Raw genomic sequence first — 16,748 nt, 5'->3', positions numbered from 1 at the left:
GAAAAGTACAATACATGCTACATCCATTGTTACACCTGCTGTACCCGCGCACCTGCGAGTGTTGCGGACAAGACCTCACCCGCAGCGAAGAAGTGCTCTGTCTCCGCTGCGCCAGCCGCTTGCCGGCCACCGGTTTCCAGCACATGCATCAAAATCCCGTTGAAAGAATATTCTGGGGCCGCGTACGCCTGCAGCATGCCACCGCCGGTTATTACTTTGGCCGGCATGCGCCCCTGCAGCGGCTGGTGCACCAGTTCAAGTATCATGGCAGGAAAGACATTGCACTTTACCTGGGCCGGCAACTGGGCATGCAATTGCAACAAGGCTCCTGGTGGCAGCAGATCAGCCGTATAGTGCCAGTGCCTCTTAACCTGGTGAAACAACGGCATCGCGGCTACAACCAGGCCGCGCTGCTGGCAACAGGCATTGCAGGTGTGCTTGGGAGCCCTGTACTGCCGCATGCCCTTTCCCGCGCTGCGGCCGTTACCACACAAACATTGCAGGCGCGCCCGGAAAGATGGGAGAACGTAGCCAATGCCTTTACGCTGGCAAAGCCGATGGAAGTGAAGGGGCAGCATGTATTACTGGTAGATGATGTACTGACCACGGGAGCCACCATGGAAGCCTGCGCCAGGGCTGTTCAGCAGGAGGAAGGGGTGATGGTCAGCGTATGCAGCCTCGCTTATGCTGACAAGTAGGGAGCATGCGGATGAAAGTGCTGAAAAAAATACAGGTGTTCGAAAACACCTGTCTCTGGTAACTATTCCACGTTATGAATACGCAATTGTTGCATTATGTCAACTACAGCTATGAGGAAGTTTTTTTGTTCTTTCCCTTTGAGGAGATGCTGCGTTTGCCGGCGTTCTTGTTGATGTAAACCACCCTGAACGTATCGTCTGCCAGCGAACTTTCAATATTTACCGCCTGAAGTCCCAGTTTGGCCAGGCGCAGGCTCAATTGCCCAATGTCATCCCTGATGTTCATGTTCTTTTGTTTTTCCGGTAAGTGAATATGTGATGTCTGACGGAGAAAGAAGGTCAGCTGCACATACAATAACATCCGGCGGCAGCGCGGTGGTGGTAGGAAAAAGCGGGCTGCTGGTTATCCGGGTCCGGGTGCATCTCCTTTAAAAGCATAGTTATAAAAAGTTAAACGGTTGGTTTTTGGTTTTGATCTCGTTGTATTACCCTACAAATATAATAGGATTTATAGACTAAACGCAAATAATTCGGTGAATTTTTTTGAAATTAATTGTAATGGATTGATAATAAGATAATTACAAAGGTATAAATAACAGGCTTCTCTGTAGATAAAGGCTTTTAGTTTATTAATAAGGACTTTTCTATCTTTGCAAATGCCCGCGGGTAGATTTGTTTATTGTTCGGCCCCGGGTTTCATTGTAAACCGTAACTAATAAACGTTATTGCCATGAAATCATTACAACAGTGCGCCAGCGAGCGCATCCTGATAATTGACGGTGCTATGGGCACCATGATCCAGCGCTACAAACTCCAGGAATCCGATTACAGAGGAGAACGTTTCAAAAACTATCACACAGACGTGAAAGGCAACAGTGACCTGCTGTCTATCACCCAGCCTGATATTATTGAGGCCATTCACCGGGAATACCTGGAGGCCGGCGCCGATATTATTGAAACCAACACTTTCAGCAGCACGGTTATTGCACAGGCAGATTATGACATGCAGGATCTGGCCTATGAAATGAACACGGCTTCCGTAAAAATTGCCCGCAAGGCGGCAGATGACTATACCCGCCGCAACCCTGAAAAGCCCCGGTTTGTGGCTGGCGCTATTGGCCCGCTCAACAAAACGCTGTCTATTTCACCTGATGTAAACAACCCCGGTTTCCGCTCTGTTACCTTTGATGAAGTAGTGGCCGCTTATTACGACCAGGTAAAAGCCCTGACGGAAGCGGGAGCAGACATTCTGCTGATCGAAACTATTTTTGACACGCTGAATTGCAAAGGCGCCATTTTCGCCATTAAAAAATATTTCCGCGATACGGGCAAACCTGAATTGCCCATTATGATATCCGGCACTATTACGGACGCTTCGGGCAGAACCCTGAGCGGCCAGACGCTGGAAGCTTTTTATATTTCAGTAATGCACGCCAAGCCTTTCTCTATAGGCCTGAACTGCGCGCTGGGCGGCAACCAGATGCGGCCTTACATTGAAGAGCTGTCACAGATAGCCAACTGCCATGTAAGCTGCTACCCCAATGCCGGCCTGCCCAACACATTCGGAGAATATGATGAGCAACCCCACCAGACAGCGCACATACTTGAAGATTTTGCCCGCGAGGGTTTTGTAAACATTGTTGGCGGCTGCTGTGGTACCACACCGGACCACATCCGCCACATTGCCGATCATGTGAAGTCCATCACCCCGCGTCCCTTGCCGGTGGTGGAAACCGCACTGGCATAAGAACCACAGGAGTTACACAGCATGAACACTACCAACATCATTAAGCCTTACCTCAGGCTGAGCGGTCTTGAGCCGCTGGTGGTAAGGCCGGAGACCAACTTTATCAACGTAGGGGAACGTACCAACGTTACAGGGTCCAAGAAGTTTGCAAGGCTCATACGTGAAGGGCTGTACGAAGAAGCGCTTTCCGTAGCCCGCCAGCAGGTGGAGAGTGGCGCACAGGTACTTGACGTGAATATGGACGATGCGCTGCTGGACGGCGAAAAGGCCATGACCACCTTCCTGAACCTGCTTGCTTCCGAGCCAGACATTTCCCGCATACCCGTGATGATAGACTCCAGCAAGTTCAGTGTAATTGAGGCCGGGTTAAAATGCCTGCAGGGGAAATGTATCGTAAACTCCATCAGTCTCAAGGAAGGAGAGGAGAAGTTCATAGAACAAGCCATTATCTGCCAAAGCTACGGAGCTTCTGTAGTAGTAATGGCCTTTGATGAAAGCGGCCAGGCAGACACACTTGAGAAACGCGTGAGCTTCTGCCACCGCGCCTATAAAATACTGACGGAAAAAGTAGGCTACGAGCCGCAGGATATCATTTTTGACCCGAACATCTTTGCCATAGCCACCGGTATAGAAGAGCACAACAACTACGCGGTAGAGTTCATTGAGGCCTGCCGCCAGATCAAACAGCTCATGCCGCTGGTAAAGATCAGCGGCGGGGTAAGCAACGTGTCTTTTTCTTTCCGTGGTAATGACGTGGTGAGAGAGGCCATGCACTCTGTATTCCTGCTGCATGCCATTAATGCCGGGCTGGATATGGGCATTGTAAATGCCGGCATGATCCAGATCTATGACGAAATTGAACCGCAGCTCCGCGAGCTTTGCGAAGACGCTATTCTCAACCGCCGGCCAGATGCCACAGAGCGCCTGGTAAACTTTGCCGAAACGGTGAAGGCGAAAGGGAAAACGGTAGAAAAGGATGAGGCCTGGCGCAAGGGCACCGTGGAGGAAAGGCTGAGCCACGCGTTGGTGAACGGTATTACAGATTATATTGATGAAGATACGGAAGAAGCGCGCCAGAAATACCCGCGGCCGCTGGAGGTGATAGAAGGCCCGCTCATGGCCGGGATGAATGTAGTGGGCGATCTTTTCGGCAGCGGCAAAATGTTCCTGCCTCAGGTAGTTAAGAGCGCCAGGGTAATGAAAAAGTCCGTGGCGGTGCTCACGCCCTACATTGAGGAAGAAAAGAAACTGCTGGTAGCTCAAAACGGCGGGGAAATAAAATCTGCCGGTAAAATCCTCCTGGCCACGGTAAAGGGAGATGTGCACGATATTGGCAAGAACATCGTAGGTGTGGTACTGGGCTGTAACGGCTATGACATTATTGACCTGGGCGTAATGGTACCGGCAGAAAAAATACTGCAGGCTGCCCGCGAGCATCAAGTAGATGTAATAGGCCTCAGTGGCCTTATTACTCCAAGCCTTGACGAAATGGTACACATTGCCCGCGAAATGAAACGTCAGCAGTTCGATATTCCCCTGCTGATAGGCGGCGCCACCACTTCCCGTACGCATACAGCCGTTAAAATTGCGCCGGAATATGAAAATGGCGTGGTACACGTGCTGGACGCTTCCCGCAGTGTAACTGTTACCGGTAACCTGCTGAATAAAGCCCTGCATAAGAATTTCCTGGCAGACGTAAAAAATGAATATGTAAAGCTGAATGAGGCTTTCCGGAATAAAAAGCCGGTAAAACAATACCTCAGCCTGGCAGATGCCCGGCAAAACAAGGTGCCTGTTAACTGGGAGGAATTTCAACCCGTAAAACCCAAACAACTGGGCACACAGGTGTTTGACAATTACGACCTGGGTGAAATTGCCCAATATATAGACTGGCAGCCCTTCTTCATTGCCTGGGAACTGCACGGCAAATTTCCACAGATACTGAGTGATGAGGTGGTGGGCAAAGAAGCCACCCGCCTTTACAATGAAGCGCAGGCAATGCTGAAGCGCATTATTGATGAAAAATGGTTGCGCGCCCGTGCTGTAATAGGCATGTTCCCCGCCTCGTCTAACGGCGTTGATACCGTTACCGTTACTGCTCCTGATGGCGCGGAGGTGCCGTTGGAGTTTTTGCGGCAGCAGGTTAAAAAGGCGCCCGGCCAGCCCAACATCAGCCTGTCAGACTTTATTGCCCCGGCCGCTTCCGGCAAGCAGGACTATATTGGCGGCTTTGCCGTTACCGCTGGTGAAGGCATAGAAAAGTGGCTGGAGAAGTTCAAAAAAGACCATGACGACTATAGCAGCATTATGCTGAAAGCCCTGGCAGACCGTCTTGCGGAAGCCTTCACGGAGCTGCTCCATGAACGTGTGCGCAAAGAGTTTTGGGCATATGCTACGGATGAGCACCTTAGTAATGAGCAGCTGATCAAGGAAGAATACCTGGGTATCCGCCCCGCACCGGGCTACCCTGCCTGCCCCGAACATACCGAAAAATACAAGCTGTTTGACTTGCTGAACGCAACAGAATCTACCGGCATTACATTGACGGAATCGCTGGCTATGTACCCGGCGGCCAGTGTTAGCGGCTGGTACTTTGCCAACCCGCAGGCCAAATACTTTGGCCTGGGCAAAATAGAAAAAGACCAGGCGGAAGACTATGCACAAAGAAAAGGCTGGACGCTGGAAGAAGCTGAAAAATGGCTTCGCCCCAACCTGGAGTACGATATGTAACCTGATCGAATATACGAAAAAGGCGTACCACACATGGTACGCCTTTTTCGCATAAGGTAACGCCTGGCCGCTTACATGTCTGCGCAAGTAGCGTCAGCACGGGGAAATTGCTAAAGTCATTCTGTTACCGGTACGCTCCTGATCAGCTGATCGCCGCTGTAGAATTTAACGGTTTTGATGCCCGGTTTTTTTGGCACTGCCCCCATCCAGAGGGCGGCGGCGGTAAAGGGGCGTTTGGGTGTGTCTGCACGCATGGCAAAGTGAAGATGTACCTCATCTTCTGTAACCAGGCTGGAGGAAAGCTGAATATCCTGCGTAAGCTCCGAAGGCCGCATCACCACGGCCGTAATGATGTTATTGGCAAAATCCAGTGTGTCTATAGTATTGGTCATGGTTTTGGCCGGGGCCAGTATGCTGTCTTGTTGCAGAGGGGAATTGATTACCCAGCAAGTAACACTGTCTGTCTGCTTCACTGTATTTTTTACAAAATATCCCTGTATGGGCTTTACTTCAACATTGGTGATATTTTCGGCAGAGTCCCTTTGTTCTTCCCTGTTAAGGCCGGTGCGGGAAGTATTGGGGCCACAGGCCGCCATCAGCAGGGTGCAATATAGAACGGCAGTTAAGTGTTTCATGATAGTCCTTTTATATGATGCTTCACAAGCATAATACCAAAGAAGGAGCATTTGTTCAAAGAGGTAGTTGATTTTACAGGGAAACCACGCGGAAAGTTGCGTAAAACTACGCTTGATATACCCTCTGGTGGGTAGTACATTTGTGTTATGCTTAAGAAATGCATTTAACCCCAAAAAACAATTCGAGTCACAAAAGTTAAGGTACACACTGTTAAGTTAACCCCCCAGTTACGTTTTGACAAAGGCGCCTCCATGGCGCCTTTGTTGTGCCGGGGCGGTTCTTACCTGGCATCTACCCACATGCCGTTGTCACGGATGAGGTTAATGAGCTCGGTAACGGCTACTTCACTGCTGAGGCCTCTTTTCACCACTTCTTTGCCGCGGTAGAGGGTAATTTTCCCCACACCGCTCCCTACATACCCGAAATCGGCGTCGGCCATTTCACCGGGGCCGTTCACAATACAGCCCATAATGGCAATTTTGACCCCTTTCAGGTGGTTGGTAACCGCGCGTATGCGGGCTGTGGTTTCCTGTAGGTCAAACAGGGTACGGCCGCAGGAAGGGCAGGAGATATATTCTGTTTTGGAAATGCGGGTGCGGGTGGCCTGCAGAATGCCGAAGGCTACATTGTTCAGCTGGCCGGGGTTTTCAGGGCCGCTCAGCCAGAGGCCATCCCCGAAGCCGTCCAGCAGCAGGGCGCCGGTTTCTATGGCAAAGTGCACCAGGCCTTCATCTGCAGTATGTTGCGTGCTGCTGTTGCAACGGAGTATTACCGGCTGGGTGAGGCGGCGCAGCATCAGCTCTGCCAGGGTCCTTCTTACAGCGGCCATGGCATGGGGGGAATTGGAGTACACCACCGGTACCACCGGACCGCCCGCAGCCAGTGCCTCCAGGAAGGCATTAAAGCCGGGTGTGTCCAGCTCATCTGCGTTCACGGCTACAAAATTGAGGCCAGGGCTGGTGCGGCGCTGTTCTGCCGCAGCAAGATAGCCCGCTATGTCAAAATAAGGATGGTACTTCTCCTTGTCTTCTGCATGCAGCCAGGTATGGTACTGCACTATTACCTTAAGGGTGCCCGGAAGGGCAAAGTTCAGCAGGTGGTTGCCGGTAAAGATATAGTCAGCGGCAGCGTCGCCAATGTTCCACTTGTCCGTAGCCTCATCATAGCTGTACCCGATAGCCTGCAGGTCCTGATGCCCTATCACCGGCAGGTGACTGAAATCTGCCACCACAGCGGGCACCTGTTTGCCGCCAATATTGTCCAGCGCCGCGGTGTCGCGGCGTTTATATTCAAAGGGCGTGTAAGGCAGCTTGTCTGCTTCCGGCATGGGCGGAATAGGCGGGTGGGAAATGCGGTGCGTGTATCGTTTTACAATATCGCGGCACACCGGTAGTTCAAATTCCGGGTCTTCCGTGAGAGATACGCGGATGGTATCACCCACACCGTCTTCCAGCAGGGTGCCTATGCCTATGGCAGATTTGATGCGGCCGTCTTCCCCGTCTCCGGCTTCGGTTACGCCTAAGTGCAGGGGGTAGCAGTGGCCCAGTTCCTGTTGCATGGTGTTTACCAGCAGGCGGTAGGCCTGCACCATCACCTGGGGGTTGCTGGATTTCATGCTCAGCACAATGTTCCGGAACTGCAGGTCTTCCGCCACCCTCAAAAATTCCATGGCGCTTTCCACCATGCCCATGGGCGTGTCTCCATAACGGCTCATGATACGGTCGCTCAGGGAGCCGTGGTTGGTGCCTATGCGCATGGCGGTACCGTATTCCTTGCAGATTTTAACCAGCGGGGTGAAGCGCTCGCGGATGCGGTCAATCTCCTCCTTGTATTCCGCATCAGTATATTCCAGTAATTCAAATTTCTTCTTGTCAATATAGTTGCCGGGATTGATCCTCACCTTTTCAACAATACGGGCAGCCACTTCCGCGGCGTTGGGGGTAAAGTGGATGTCTGCCACCAGCGGGGTGGTATAGCCCCTCCGGCGCAGCTCGTTCTTGATAGGCAGCAGGTTCTCCGCTTCGTTTTTGCTGGGCGCGGTGATGCGCACCAGCTCCGCGCCGGCCTCAATGCACCGGATGGCCTGGGCCACGGTCCCGGCCGTGTCCATCGTGTCCGTAGTGGTCATGGTTTGAATGCGCACCGGGTTAAAGTTACCAATGGTCAGGTCTCCCACTTTTACCTCCAGAGTGGCCAGGCGTTTATATTCAGTCAGCGAAGGGCAATAGAATTGCATGAAAAAATTTATATAGATGTAAAGACAAAATTAGGAAATAAATCCGCGTTCGCTCTTTATCTGATTTTGATATTTTATATGAACGGTAAGCAAAGCTGGCTTTTTATTGCCTAGCTTTATGTGTAACAGGTTGTTTGTAACCGGACTATATGTGTTTATTTTATAACTGAACCGTGGATACCATACCCTACCAGCAACTACCCTTGAAAGGACAGTTCAGCGTATTCGAAGTAGAGAGCTTTGATACGGAACTGGCAGGCCTGCCCCACCGTCACCACGACTTCCAGATACTGTGGTTTACCAGGGCTAAAGGGGAGCATATTGTAGATTTTGTGACCTACCAGATGACGGATAACTGCATTTTCCTGCTCAGGCCCGGCCAGGTACACCAGCTGCCCCAAAAAGGCTTTTTCGGTTTCAGCATCACTTTTACAGAAAAATTCTATTTCACCAATAAGCACGACCGGGAAACCCTGTACGATTTTACCACCCTGTTTGACAACTCACAGGAGTACGCCCCCATTCGGGTAAGCCTTGCAGCGGCAGACAGTTTTGCGCTCATCATCCGGCTCATGAAGCAGGAGCTGGCCGCCCAGTTTGAAAGTAGCGGCAGCAGCGTTATCAAACATTACCTCAATGCTTTTTTACTGCTGGCAGAAAGGGAAAAGAAGCACAACGCGGCCAATTCCCCGGATTTTCTCAACCACGATGCGCGGATCATCCAGTTGCGGCGCCTGGTAGAAATACACTTCAGAAAAGAGCATCAGGCGGCGTTCTACGCGGCCCATTTTGCTCTCACACCCAAGCGGCTCAATGAAATTACGAGAGATGCCATCGGCAAAACAGTAACGGATATGGTGCATGACCGGCTGGTGCTGGAGGCCAAGCGGCAACTGGCTTTCAGCCACCGTAGCGTAAAGGAGATCTGTTATGAGCTGGGGTTTGAAGACCCGGCCTATTTCAGCCGGTTTTTCCGTCACCACGCAGCTTCCTCCCCGCAGGAGTTCAGGGAAACAATGTTCAAATAATACCAGTTATTCTTCCCTTTGTCCAAACGGGGTCAGCAAATGGGTGTTAATTTTACACTTCGTTTAAACGGAAACCATGTTTTTAGCGCGTTTAACAGACGCGTTTTTAGTTAGGAGTTAGGAAGGAAAGTAAGAAAAAGTAAAAAGTAAGAAAAGTTAGGAAAGGCCGCCTGTATGACTGAACAGGCGGCTTTTTATGTTTGTATAAGATTGATTACCAGTCTTTTTCAACCATGCCGGGGGTAGCCTTCACTTTTTTCATTTTGTCTTCCTGCAGCTTTTTCTCCTGCTGTGCCAGGGCCTGCAGCAGGCGTTTGGCCTCATCCTGCGTCAGTTTGCTGGGTTTGGGCTGCGGTTGTTGTTGTTTATCCTGGTCTTTCTGCTGCTGGTCCTGCTTCTGATCACCATCTTTTTTGTCTTGCTGATCTTGTTTATCCTGCTGGTCCTGTTTGTCCTTTTTGTCTTTTTTATCCTTGTTATTCTTCTTGTTATCTTCCCCGCCGCCGCTGTTTTGCTGTTGTTTTTTCAGCATGGCCTGTGCGTAGGCCAGGTTATAGCGGGCCTGCTCGTCTGCCGGGTTGGCCTTGAGCGCAGCTTTGTAGCTCTGAATGCTTTCCTGCCACTTTTTATCTTCCATAAAAGTATTGCCGATATTATAACTGGCATCTCCCTGAATCTCTTTCCGCGGGCTCAGTTTGGCTGTATTGGCATACTGCTGGCGGGCTGCATCATATCGTTTTTGTTCGTAGAAGGAATTGCCAAGGTTATAGTTGCCTTCCACGGAGCGGTTATTGCGCTCCAGGGCTTTTTTGTAGCTGGCTTCCGCATCGGCGTACTGTTGTTTTTTATACTGGGCGTTGCCCTGGCGTATCAGTTTGCTGGTGCCTTCCTGTGCGCTGGCTGCACCGGCTGTGCAACACAGCAGCAAAGCTGCGGCTATATGAAAAATGGGATGCTTCATGAGGCTTTAACGGTTTTAAGTCCCGGCAGCGCATCTGTGTCTGCTGTTTTTTTCCTGCCTTCAGGCACAAAAAACTCCAGCAATACCAGCAGTAGGCAAATAGCCAGGAAATACTGAAAATAGCTGTTATAGTCCGTAAATACGTTTTCGCCGAACTCTTTCTGCTCCATTTTATGGATCTTGTCAGAGAGTGACTCCACTACCTCGTCCGTATTGTTCATGAGATGCAGGTACATGCCTTTACCGGTAGAGGCCAGGGATTTGAGGGCGTCTTCATTGAGTTTGGAGATCACCACTTTGCCGTCTTTATCTTTTTTCATGCCGCCGCTTTCCGGGTCTGGCAGCGGGGCGCCGGTGGGGGAGCCTATGCCGATGGTGTTGAGGACCACCCCGTTCTCCAGGGCTTTTTTGGCTTCGGAGATGGCCCCTTCGTTATGGTCTTCCCCGTCTGAAATAATAATGAGGGCTTTATGCTTGCGTTCCTTGCGGTTAAAAGCTTCATCGCTCACGCGGATGGCTTCGTTGATCTCTGTGCCCTGCCGGGGAATAAGGTCTGGCGTAATGCTGCCCAGGTACATGCGGGCGGCGGAATAGTCTACCGTAAGGGGCATTTGCAGGTAAGCGTTGCCGGCAAATACTACCAGGCCTACACGGTCATTATCCAGCTTTTCCATCAGCCGGGTTACCACCTGCTTGGCCCGGGTAAGCCGGTCCGGCTTCACGTCTGTGGCCAGCATGCTCTTGCTCACGTCAAGCGCAATGATCACGTCTACGCCCTTACGGGTGATCTTTTCCACCCGGCTGCCTTTTTGCAGGTTGGCAAGGCCTATCACCCCGAAAAAGAAAGCCACAAAAAGCAGCAGGAACTTCAGGGTGAACAGGCGGCGGGAGTAACCGCTGAAAAGTTTCTCCACCATAGTGGGGTCTCCCATACGGCGGATAGACCGGCGTTTCCACCAGGTAACCCAGGCAAAGGCCAGTACCAGTACAATCAGCAGCACAAAGGCCCAGAGGTATTCAGTGTGTTGGAATCTTAACATGGCTAAAACGGCGTACCCCGGTACAGGCCGGGGTAGCAGTCAAAAATAATTTTTTTATAACGTATTACAAGCGGGCGGCAAAAGGTTTTACCAGTTTTTTAACAGGCGGCGTTATCTTTCGCCTTTAAAAAAGCCTTCTTCCGTCAGAATGGCCCGCATAATCTCCTGCCGCAGGGCGGGTATGTCAAGGCTGGCATCTTCCGTTTCAAAGTTGAGTACAAAAAAGCTGGGATGCATGTTCTCCTCTATCCAGCCGGCCATCCAGGCAATCTGTTTTTTGCCTGCAACGCCCCAGCCGGTTTTATAGGCCAGCTTGTATTTAGGGGTGTTCTCCTGCATCATGAGCCCGGCCACCAGCTCCTGTACACGGCGCTGAAAGGGCAGCTGGTTGAAATAAAGCTGTTTCACCAGCCCCAGTTGCTCATCGGGAGATATTTGCAGGGAGTTGTCAAGCCAGAAGCTGTCTATTTTACCGATCTTATGATTGCCGTACTGCACGGAATCCAGCCAGCGCTGCATGGTATCGCGGCCAATGCGGCGGGCCACTTCCTGGAAATAAGGTACGGAAGAAAGGCGGAAAGCCTGGTTCATGGCCAGGTCCTGGTTCCACTCCGGCCGGGAGCGGGTAACGCTGTCCCAGCGGATCACCATGTTGGTATCGCTGATGATGCCGGTTTGCAGGCCTACCAGTGAATTAAATATCTTGAAGGTGGAGGCGGGGAGGAAACGTTCTTTGGCCCTGTCTATATTGTACACCCTGAAGGTGCCCTGGCCGTTGTTGAACAGCATAAAACAGCCTTCCAGCTTGTGTTTGGTAAAATATTTTTCCCATTCTTTAGCTTCTTTCACATTGTTGGGAGTACAGGCGCTGAACCAGATAGTGGCTGTCAGCAGCAACAGGCCTAACGTTTTCATCTGCGTATATTTTATATTGATGTGCAAAAGTAAGCAATAAAAAAAGGAGCCCTCCGGAAAGCGGCCCCTTTTTAGATTATATTTTTCGTTTATGCGGAAGCGGTCGTTTTCAGCACGCCCAGCTCCTTGCCTATTTTGGTGAAAGCGGCAATGGCCTTATCAAGGTGCTGCTGATTGTGTGCGGCGCTTAGCTGCACGCGGATGCGGGCCTGGCCCTTGGGCACCACGGGGTAGAAGAACCCTATCACGTAAATGCCTTCCTGCAGCAATTTGTCGGCAAACTGCTGGCTGAGCTTGGCGTCATAGAGCATTACGGGTACAATGGGATGGTCTCCGGGCTTGATGTCGAAGCCGGCGGCGGTCATTTTTTCCCGGAAGTAGCGGGTGTTGAATTCCAGTTTGTCACGCAGCTCTGTGGTTTCGCTGAGCATGTCCAGCACGGCTATGGAAGCCCCTACAATGCTGGGCGCCACAGAGTTGGAGAACAGGTAGGGGCGGCTGCGCTGGCGGAGCATGTCTATTGTGGCTTTGCTGCCGCTGGTGAAACCACCGGAAGCGCCGCCCAGGGCTTTACCCAGCGTGCCGGTAATAATGTCTACCCGGCCCATCACCCCGCGGTACTCATGCGTACCCCGGCCGGTTTTGCCCAGGAAGCCGGAAGAGTGGCTCTCGTCACTCATCACAATGGCATCATATTTATCTGCGAGGTCGCAGATCTTGTCCAGTTGGGCAATGGTGCCGTCCATGCTGAAAGAGCCGTCTGTTACAATTATGCGGCTGCGGGCGCCCGCAGCTTCTTTGAGTTTCGCTTCCAGGTCGGCCATGTTATTGTGCTCGTAACGGAAGCGCTGGGCCTTGCAAAGGCGCACCCCGTCTATAATGGAGGCATGGTTGAGGGCATCGGAAATGATGGCGTCCTGCTCGCCGAAGAGGGGTTCAAACACCCCGCCGTTGGCGTCAAACGCGGCTACGTAAAGAATGGTATCTTCCGTACCCAGGAATTTCGATATTTTTTCTTCCAGTTCCCGGTGTATGTCTTGCGTGCCGCAGATAAAGCGTACGCTGCTCATGCCATACCCATGTGTATCAATGGTTTCCTTGGCGGCTGCCACCACTTTGGGGTGGGAGGAGAGGCCCAGGTAGTTGTTGGCGCAAAGATTGATCACGGTTTTGCCTCCCACCTCAATTTCAGCTCCCTGCCCGGAAGTGATGATCCGCTCGCTTTTGTACAGGCCGGCGGCTTTGATCTCTTCCAGCTCCACTTGTAATCGTTTAACGAAATTCTGATTCATGTCAGGCGTATTTTGCTGTATATAACAAAGTTAGGGTATTAAAAGTATCGCTGTTTGGGATGGCCCCGGTCAGCAACCCGGCTATTTGTAAAAAGTTTGACCGGCATGTAACATTTATCTGCCGGTTTGCGTCATACAATTATCATAGACGGTAGATGATGACGGATAGTACTGTACGCCGGTTTTCCGGTGATACCGGCGGCTGGTTGCGGGTTTAACCTTTAGTGACCTGCCCCGGGTACCAGGCGTGCTTCGAAGATATTGTCAATGAGCTGGTGATAGCAGCTGCCGTTTCCCTGTACAGGCAGGCCCAATAGCAGCGACTTTCATTAAAATGTCGGAAATTAGCACTTCAAAACACCTATCGCCGGATGACGGAAAAGGAGTACAACAAATGCGTGGATCTGTATAGCGATAATCTCTTCCGGTTTATTGTCAAAAATCTTGTACATACGGAGGATGCGAGGGATGTGGTACAGAATGCGTTTGAAATATTATGGAAACATTGCACTGATGTGCCTTTCGAGAAGGCCAAAAGCTATCTTTTTACGGTAGCTTACCATAATATGATAGATCATGTACGGAAGGTGAAAAGGGTGAGCCTGGTAGAAGAATTCAAGGAAGAGGCGCGGATTTCGGAGCAAAAAGTGCATAACGCGCGCAGTGTGATAGAGAGGGCCCTTAACAGGCTGAGTGACGTGCAGAAGTCGCTGATACTGCTGAAAGACTACGAAGGGTACAGTTACGAGGAGATAGGAGAGATCATGCAGCTGAACCCTTCCCAGGTGAAGGTTTACCTGCACAGGGCACGGGCCCACCTCAAGGAATACCTGGTAAAGATGGAAAATGTGATTTAATCGGAAGGTATTCAAAATCAGTAAATTATGTCAATAGACATTCACATATCGAACTACGAGGAGTTTCTCTACAGTTATGTAGACGGGGAGCTGAATGCCGCTGAAACAGCAGCATTGGAAGCCTTTCTGGATGCGCACCCGCATCTCCGGCAAGAGCTGGAGGTGCTGATGGCCACCAGGCTGGTGCCGGAAAAGGAGGTGGTGTTTGACGCCAAGTCTTCCCTTTACCGCAGCAGCACCGTAAACCTGCAGAATTACGAGCCTTTCCTGCTGAGTTATATTGACGGGGAGCTGAATGTTGAAGAAGCCGCTGCCGTAGAGCAATTTGCGGCCACCCACCCCGCTGTGCAGCAGGAGCTGGAGATATGGAAGGCCACCCGCCTGCAGCCTGACCTGAACGTCCGTTTTGAGAACAAGGCCGCCCTGTACCGTCATACCGCCACTGTACGCCGGATGCGCCCGGCCTATTGGTGGGCTGCCGCCGCAGCTGTGGTAGCCGGCGCCGTTTTTTTCCTGCTGCCCGCTACTGACGGGCCGGTTAACCAGCCGCCCGTAGTGGCGGTAACACCTGCACCGCAAGCCGGGGATGAGCCTGCAGCGCCTCCCGCCGCTGCTCCGGGCGCTGATACCCGCATAGCACAGGCCGACCAACCAGATGCTGCCAAGGGTCAGGATGTAGTGCAGCCCGCGGCGCCGCAATCCCGTTCCGCCAACCGTACTGTGGCCCCGGCCCGCAAGCCGGCCCAAACATTGGCGCAGCAAACGCCGCAGGTAGACCGGGAAGCCGCCCGCCCGCCGCAATCTGCCGCAGTAGCCGCCAACGTGCAGCCTGTTAAGCCGGAGGCAGACCGCGTGGTGCTGGCCAGCATTACCCCTGAGCAACCCGCCAGGCAGGAAGCGCCCGCTATAAAAGCAAACCCGAACTTTGACGCGGCCCAGAAAAAAGCATCCGAAAATGAAGCGCTGGTGGCCCAAAACCGCCCGTCTTCAGTACAACAACAGCCGGAACAGGCCCTGGCTACCGCCCCGCCCGCGGCCAACCCTCCCGGAGAGCTTATTATGTCAGTAACCGGCAACGGCATAGAAAGCAAGGTGCTTGACAAAGTGACCAACGTGGCCCGGCTGTTTTCAAGAAAAAGAAATAAATAACAGGCATAGTCATATAAGAATATGAAGCAAAGACTTTTACTCACCTTCCTGGCCGTTTTCCTGTCTATTGGCGCTTTTGCCCAGCAGGCAGCTATAGACACCATCCAGATCAAGGGCCTGATCATCGTGAAAGGGAAAAATGCAGAGGGAAAGAGCGTGTTCAAGGCCTATCAGGATACCGCTTACGCACGGGAAAAACTCAAAAAGAACCTCCATACCAAATGGCTGGTGTTTGACGTGGGCTTCAACAACTTCCGTGACAGGAGCAACTATTCCGGCGCTATGGTAAATTCCCTGTATGCCAACAACATGCCCGCCAGCCAGTTTTACGGAGATATGTTTGATCCCGCCTACGATTATTCCGGCATGGCGCTCAACAAACTGGCGCCCCGCATGGCCAGCGCACCGCTTACGCCGTCTGAGTTCAAGCTCATTACCGGTAAGTCTATCAATTTCAACATCTGGGTGCTGATGCAGCGGCTCAACCTGCACAAGCATAAGCTGAACCTGATCTACGCCCTGGGGCTGGAGATCAATAACTACCGTTATGCCCGCAGCATTTCTTATGTGCCGGGGTACCCCACCACTATCATCCGTGATTCTGTGGAGTTCTCCAAAAACAAGTTGCTGGCCCAATATCTCACCATTCCGCTGATGTTGAACTTCAATTCCAACCCGGCCCGGCCCGGCCGCTCTTTTGAGCTGAGCCTGGGCGTAACAGGCGGTTACCTTTTGAAAGCGCGTACCAAGCAGATCAGTGAAGAAAGGGGCAAGGTGCGGCGGTCTGACGACTTTAACCTGAACAAATGGCGCTTTGGCCTTACAGGCGAGCTGGGGTATGGGCCCATTAAACTGTTCAGCAATTTTGCCCTTACGCCCCTGCACGATTACGGGCTGGAGCAGTACCCTTTTTCAATCGGATTTCGGTTTAACGGATTCTAGTCGTACATTTACAGACATTTACAATAGCAAAAAGTAAATAATTCCAGAACACCAGGTAATAAAGTCATGCTGTTCTTATCCTATTTAAACTGTACCACAAATCATTAGAAGTATGCGATCCATCCTAACTTTTCTTGTTGTAGTGAGTGGAATTGTGTTGATGCATGCAAGCGGAATCAAATTACCTGATAGCCCCAGCACCCTGAGCGTAAATGAACCCGCAGCAGACCTGGAGATCCCCGGCAGCAGCCCCAAATTGCCTGCCCCCCAGGCCACGGAAGCCCTGGTATTTATGCCAGACAGCCTTTTCCAGTCTTACCGCGGAGATCATAACCTTTACGTAACCAATCATTATCACGTTCTTTATATCAAAACAGATTCTTCCTTCCTGACCCCGCAAATACCCGTGGCCAGCACCCGGATTATTGCCACCAATCTGCTATATCGCTGATTTAGGCCGCTGATCCTCTCCAGTTGCAAAATTTCATGGTTTCCACCGGAATATCGCCGGGACATA

13 protein-coding genes and 1 pseudogene are annotated in these 16,748 nt (G+C 51.6%); 7 read left to right on the top strand and 7 right to left on the bottom strand.

Going from position 1 to position 16,748, the window contains the following annotated elements; all coding sequences use genetic code 11:
* The first annotated feature begins 14 nt into the window (after positions 1 to 14).
* Positions 15 to 698, top strand: coding sequence for a ComF family protein (locus ABDW36_RS02795; protein ID WP_343700357.1), 684 nt, complete (start codon positions 15 to 17; stop codon positions 696 to 698).
* A 109-nt stretch (positions 699 to 807) separates the two neighbouring features.
* Here the strand turns inward: ABDW36_RS02795 and ABDW36_RS02790 are convergent, their stop codons facing one another.
* Positions 808 to 984 carry a hypothetical protein gene (locus ABDW36_RS02790; RefSeq protein WP_343700356.1) on the bottom strand — a complete coding sequence of 59 codons (177 nt, stop codon included), beginning with the start codon at positions 982 to 984 and terminating at the stop codon, positions 808 to 810.
* Between the two features lie 444 nt (positions 985 to 1,428).
* Between ABDW36_RS02790 and metH the strand changes: the two are divergent.
* Positions 1,429 to 5,175: pseudogene (gene metH, locus ABDW36_RS02785) on the top strand (methionine synthase).
* 116 nt (positions 5,176 to 5,291) lie between these two features.
* Here metH and ABDW36_RS02780 read toward each other — a convergent pair.
* Both ABDW36_RS02780 and ispG read right to left on the bottom strand, forming a co-directional pair.
* Positions 5,292 to 5,810: a hypothetical protein gene (locus ABDW36_RS02780; RefSeq protein WP_343700355.1), complete on the bottom strand. Its 519-nt coding sequence runs from the start codon at positions 5,808 to 5,810 to the stop codon at positions 5,292 to 5,294.
* A 281-nt stretch (positions 5,811 to 6,091) separates the two neighbouring features.
* Positions 6,092 to 8,047, bottom strand: a complete 1,956-nt coding sequence (ispG, locus tag ABDW36_RS02775; protein ID WP_343700354.1) for a (E)-4-hydroxy-3-methylbut-2-enyl-diphosphate synthase — start codon at positions 8,045 to 8,047, stop codon at positions 6,092 to 6,094.
* Between the two features lie 173 nt (positions 8,048 to 8,220).
* Between ispG and ABDW36_RS02770 the strand changes: the two genes are divergently transcribed.
* A complete protein-coding gene (locus tag ABDW36_RS02770; protein WP_343700353.1) occupies positions 8,221 to 9,075 on the top strand; it encodes a helix-turn-helix domain-containing protein in 855 nt (284 codons plus the stop codon).
* 214 nt (positions 9,076 to 9,289) lie between these two features.
* Here the strand turns inward: ABDW36_RS02770 and ABDW36_RS02765 are convergent, their stop codons facing one another.
* The 4 genes from ABDW36_RS02765 to kbl form a co-directional block, all read right to left on the bottom strand.
* Entirely contained in the window at positions 9,290 to 10,036 is a 747-nt protein-coding gene (locus tag ABDW36_RS02765) for a tetratricopeptide repeat protein (RefSeq protein WP_343700352.1), read from the bottom strand.
* Complete coding sequence (locus ABDW36_RS02760) at positions 10,033 to 11,076, bottom strand: VWA domain-containing protein (protein ID WP_343700351.1); 1,044 nt, start codon at positions 11,074 to 11,076, stop codon at positions 10,033 to 10,035. The genes ABDW36_RS02765 and ABDW36_RS02760 overlap by 4 nt, the downstream gene beginning before the upstream one ends.
* A 111-nt stretch (positions 11,077 to 11,187) precedes the next feature.
* Positions 11,188 to 11,991, bottom strand: coding sequence for a class D beta-lactamase (gene blaOXA / locus ABDW36_RS02755; protein WP_343700350.1), 804 nt, complete (start codon positions 11,989 to 11,991; stop codon positions 11,188 to 11,190).
* An 89-nt stretch (positions 11,992 to 12,080) separates the two neighbouring features.
* Positions 12,081 to 13,283 (bottom strand): glycine C-acetyltransferase, encoded by a 1,203-nt coding sequence (gene kbl / locus ABDW36_RS02750; RefSeq protein ID WP_343700349.1) that lies wholly within the window; start codon positions 13,281 to 13,283, stop codon positions 12,081 to 12,083.
* A 371-nt stretch (positions 13,284 to 13,654) separates the two neighbouring features.
* On the opposite strand from kbl, the gene ABDW36_RS02745 reads away from it, so the two are divergent.
* From ABDW36_RS02745 to ABDW36_RS02730, 4 genes are all read left to right on the top strand, one after another.
* Entirely contained in the window at positions 13,655 to 14,140 is a 486-nt protein-coding gene (locus ABDW36_RS02745; protein WP_343700348.1) for an RNA polymerase sigma factor, read from the top strand.
* 27 nt (positions 14,141 to 14,167) lie between these two features.
* Entirely contained in the window at positions 14,168 to 15,289 is a 1,122-nt protein-coding gene (locus ABDW36_RS02740) for a hypothetical protein (protein WP_343700347.1), read from the top strand.
* A 21-nt stretch (positions 15,290 to 15,310) separates the two neighbouring features.
* Entirely contained in the window at positions 15,311 to 16,231 is a 921-nt protein-coding gene (locus ABDW36_RS02735) for an outer membrane beta-barrel protein (RefSeq protein WP_343700346.1), read from the top strand.
* 112 nt (positions 16,232 to 16,343) lie between these two features.
* Entirely contained in the window at positions 16,344 to 16,682 is a 339-nt protein-coding gene (locus ABDW36_RS02730) for a hypothetical protein (RefSeq protein WP_343700345.1), read from the top strand.
* The last annotated feature ends 66 nt before the right edge of the window (positions 16,683 to 16,748 follow it).

Source organism: Chitinophaga sp. (assembly GCF_039596455.1).
Lineage (GTDB): Bacteria > Bacteroidota > Bacteroidia > Chitinophagales > Chitinophagaceae > Chitinophaga.
This window is presented reverse-complemented; position numbering and strand designations above follow the sequence as displayed.